Here is a 3,213-nt window from a genome sequence, read left to right as displayed (position 1 = left end):
CATTTGCCTGTAAGTACTACACATGTTGTAAGTGGTTCTTTACTAGGTGTAGGTTCTTCTAAACGTATTAAAGCTGTTAACTGGGGCGTAGCAAGATCTATGGTTATGGCTTGGTTTGTAACGATTCCATTATCTGGTATTGTAGCGGCCGTTGCTTACGAAATAGGGCATTTACTATTTGGTTAATACATAGACTGTTTATCAAAATAAAAAAGACTGCGAAAGCAGTCTTTTTTGTTTGCCTAAGTTTTCTTATTGTACATTGTTATGATTATTTTATTAATTTTTAGGTTTTCTATTTTGATAAATTTAGTTACTAGGCATGTACATAATAGCTTCCATATAAGATGAAAAATATAGATATAGACTGGTTTAAAAATACTATATTCTATAAAATAGATTTATCTATATTTGGCAACGTTAATGTTACAATTCAAGTTGAATAGAGAGAAATACTTATAAATATGAGTTTTGTTGATTATGCATTTTACTAATAAATGGAGTTTAATACTTGTTTATAGGCTGTTAATGGGTTGTTTAAAGTGGATGGCTATTGCATACTTATGTAGTGGAGGTTATACTATCGATAGAAGGAGTTTTTCAAGTGAGAAGAGAGGTATGTATATGGCATGGGGTGGATCTAGACGCGGTGCCGGGCGTCCACGTAATCCTATTAAACGTATTGGCAGAACCATTAGACTCAGTGATGAAGAGTTTCTTTCACTAAAGCCATTAATTATGGCTATTAAGGCAAATAATGATAAAAGGTATAGGCAACAATATACCCGAGAAGCATAAATAATCAGGCATTGTCACAGCATATACAATTTAATATACTTTAAATCTAATTTACAATAACCCATTATTTTTAAATCTTTCAACTACAACACATCTTTACTCTCTAAACAATATGCTGTGTGCAATACAAGCAGTACGAAAAGGTCCCAATTCATTTGAATTGGGACCTTCTTCGTTATATATAATATACAATACATATTACATATTACATATTACATATTACTTTATACGTTGTTATATTAAATTAGTCGATTTTTACACCGTGAATTTCTTCGGCTAAACGTTTTAGAGCATCAACTGTACGTACACCAGGAGTGATTTCAGAGAGTTTTACACGAATAAAGTGACCTTCTTTAACCGCTGTGATATCTTGAAGTTGAGGGTTAGCCTTGATCTTTTCGATTTTTTGTTGGAAATCATCATCGTTGCGAATAGAATTGCCATAGTCAGCGATGATAATATAGTCAGGGTTTTGCGCAATTACTGTTTCCCAAGAACCTTTAGCCCATGTTTTATCAACACCTAAGCCACTCATTACATTATCAGCACCGATAAGTTTTAAGATGTTAGTAGTGTAACCTTCGAATGCTGTGAATGGTTGACCATCTTCGGAGTCATAAATGAAAACGCGTTTGCGAGGCAAGTCTTTTAGCGTGTCTTGGATAGCCGCCAATGTTTTACGTTGACCTGCAACCCATTCCTCAGCTTTAGGTTTTACACCAAAAATCTCACCCAATTTAATCATGTCATTGAAGTTGGTTTCTAGGTCGGCCTTAGTAGATAGCATAGACTCAGGAAGCCAAATATTAACTTTTTGGGAAATCATTTTGTCTGCAGGAATAGCACGTTTGCTGAAGGAATCAGGCCAACCTGTAGCAAAGTCTGGTTTTACGGACATGAACACTTCGTAGGAAGGCCATTTTTCAGATAGTACTTTTACTTTATCATAAGCTGCTTGTAAAGGTGGGTAGATTTCTTCTTCCTTGAAAGCCGTACCAGCCATTTTGTCTTCAAGACCCAATTGCAACATCATTTCCGTTGTTGCTTGAGACATGGACACCGCATGAGTAGGAGCGGATTTTACAGCAAAGTCAGTTTTGGTACCGTCAAATGTTTCACTCCATGTTACAGATGTTCCGTTATCAGCTGTAGTTTTTGTAGTGTCAGCACCACAACCAGCGATAGCGAATGTAGCACATGCCATAGCGATTAATAATAATTTTTTGACTTTCTTAAATTCTGAAACATAGTAAGTCCTTTCTTTAATAATTAATAATATAAATGATAGCGCCCTTCGTCCCAAGAGGTTTTAAAAGGAACTTCAAATATTGGTTTAAGAATTTCAGGTGTGAGTACCTCAGTAGGGGAACCTTCTTTTAGAATGGTTCCTTTGTTCATGATGACTATATGATCGCAATATTGAGCGGCTAGATTTAAGTCGTGAAGGACTACAATTGTAGTGCCTTTAAAAGCCCGTAATTGTTTCATAAGTGCCACTTTGTACTTCATATCTAGATGGTTAGTAGGTTCATCTAAAAGAAGTATTTGAGGTTTCTGAGTTAAAGCTTTGGCAATGAATACCCGTTGCTTTTCCCCACCTGATAGATGATGAATTTCTTCGTCTGCTAAATGGGTGATGCCCACTTCATTCATATAATGCTCTGCAATTTTTACATCTTTAGAACTATAGGTGCCAAAGTGTTGTTTGTATGGATACCGTCCCATGAGAACGATATCTTTTACGAGAAAATCATCAATCATAGAGTCTCTAGATTGTGTTAAAACGGCTACTAATTGAGCAAATTCACGACCTTTATAAGATTCTAAAGGTTTTTTGTTTAATGTAATTTTGTTTTTTGACGGCTGAAGTCGATATAGATGGCTAAGTAGCGTAGACTTACCACATCCATTCGGTCCAATTATGGCTGTTATTTTATTGGTGGGAAATGTCACAGAAATATTCTTTAACACTTCTTTTGTTTCATAAGAAAAAGACAGCTGATTAATTTGATACATAGTATCTCCTATAGATATGATATACACTAACCATTGTGTTTATAACGATTCATGATAATCCAAATGAAGAGTGGAGCCCCCAATAAGGATGTAAGTACACCAATAGGGATTTCTTCTGGACTGTAGAGTGCTCTCGATAATACGTCTGACCAAATCATAACGATGCTACCGATGAGTGCACTGAATAGTAATGTGTGTTTATGTTTAGGCCCTCCTACAATCCTAGCAAGGTGCGGAATGATAAGGCCGATAAAGCCTACTACACCTACCTTTGATACTAGTGTGGCGATTACAATAGAGGATATGATAACAATGCTTAATTGCAACTGCTTAACAGAAAGGCCCATTTGTGCTGCTTCATGATTACCGAGTAGCAATACATCAAGGTCTTGATTGAAC

5 protein-coding genes are annotated in these 3,213 nt (G+C 35.9%); 2 read left to right on the top strand and 3 right to left on the bottom strand.

Going from position 1 to position 3,213, the window contains the following annotated elements:
- The coding region (locus tag Q0507_RS02005) for an inorganic phosphate transporter (protein ID WP_298711618.1) at positions 1–186 on the top strand (186 nt) is incomplete at its 5' end.
- Between the two features lie 438 nt (positions 187–624).
- Positions 625–798 (top strand): hypothetical protein, encoded by a 174-nt coding sequence (locus tag Q0507_RS02000; RefSeq protein WP_298711615.1) that lies wholly within the window; start codon positions 625–627, stop codon positions 796–798.
- Between the two features lie 244 nt (positions 799–1,042).
- Here the strand turns inward: Q0507_RS02000 and Q0507_RS01995 are convergent, their stop codons facing one another.
- The 3 genes from Q0507_RS01995 to Q0507_RS01985 all read right to left on the bottom strand — a co-directional run.
- A complete protein-coding gene (locus Q0507_RS01995) occupies positions 1,043–2,002 on the bottom strand; it encodes an ABC transporter substrate-binding protein (protein WP_298711612.1) in 960 nt (319 codons plus the stop codon).
- 65 nt (positions 2,003–2,067) lie between these two features.
- Entirely contained in the window at positions 2,068–2,814 is a 747-nt protein-coding gene (locus Q0507_RS01990) for an ABC transporter ATP-binding protein (protein ID WP_298711610.1), read from the bottom strand.
- A 26-nt stretch (positions 2,815–2,840) separates the two neighbouring features.
- The coding region (locus Q0507_RS01985) for an iron ABC transporter permease (RefSeq protein ID WP_298711607.1) at positions 2,841–3,213 on the bottom strand (373 nt) is incomplete at its 5' end.

Source organism: uncultured Veillonella sp., assembly GCF_938010505.1.
Lineage (GTDB): Bacteria > Bacillota > Negativicutes > Veillonellales > Veillonellaceae > Veillonella.
Note: the sequence above shows the minus strand (reverse complement) of the source record. Positions and strands in the feature narration are given on the sequence as shown.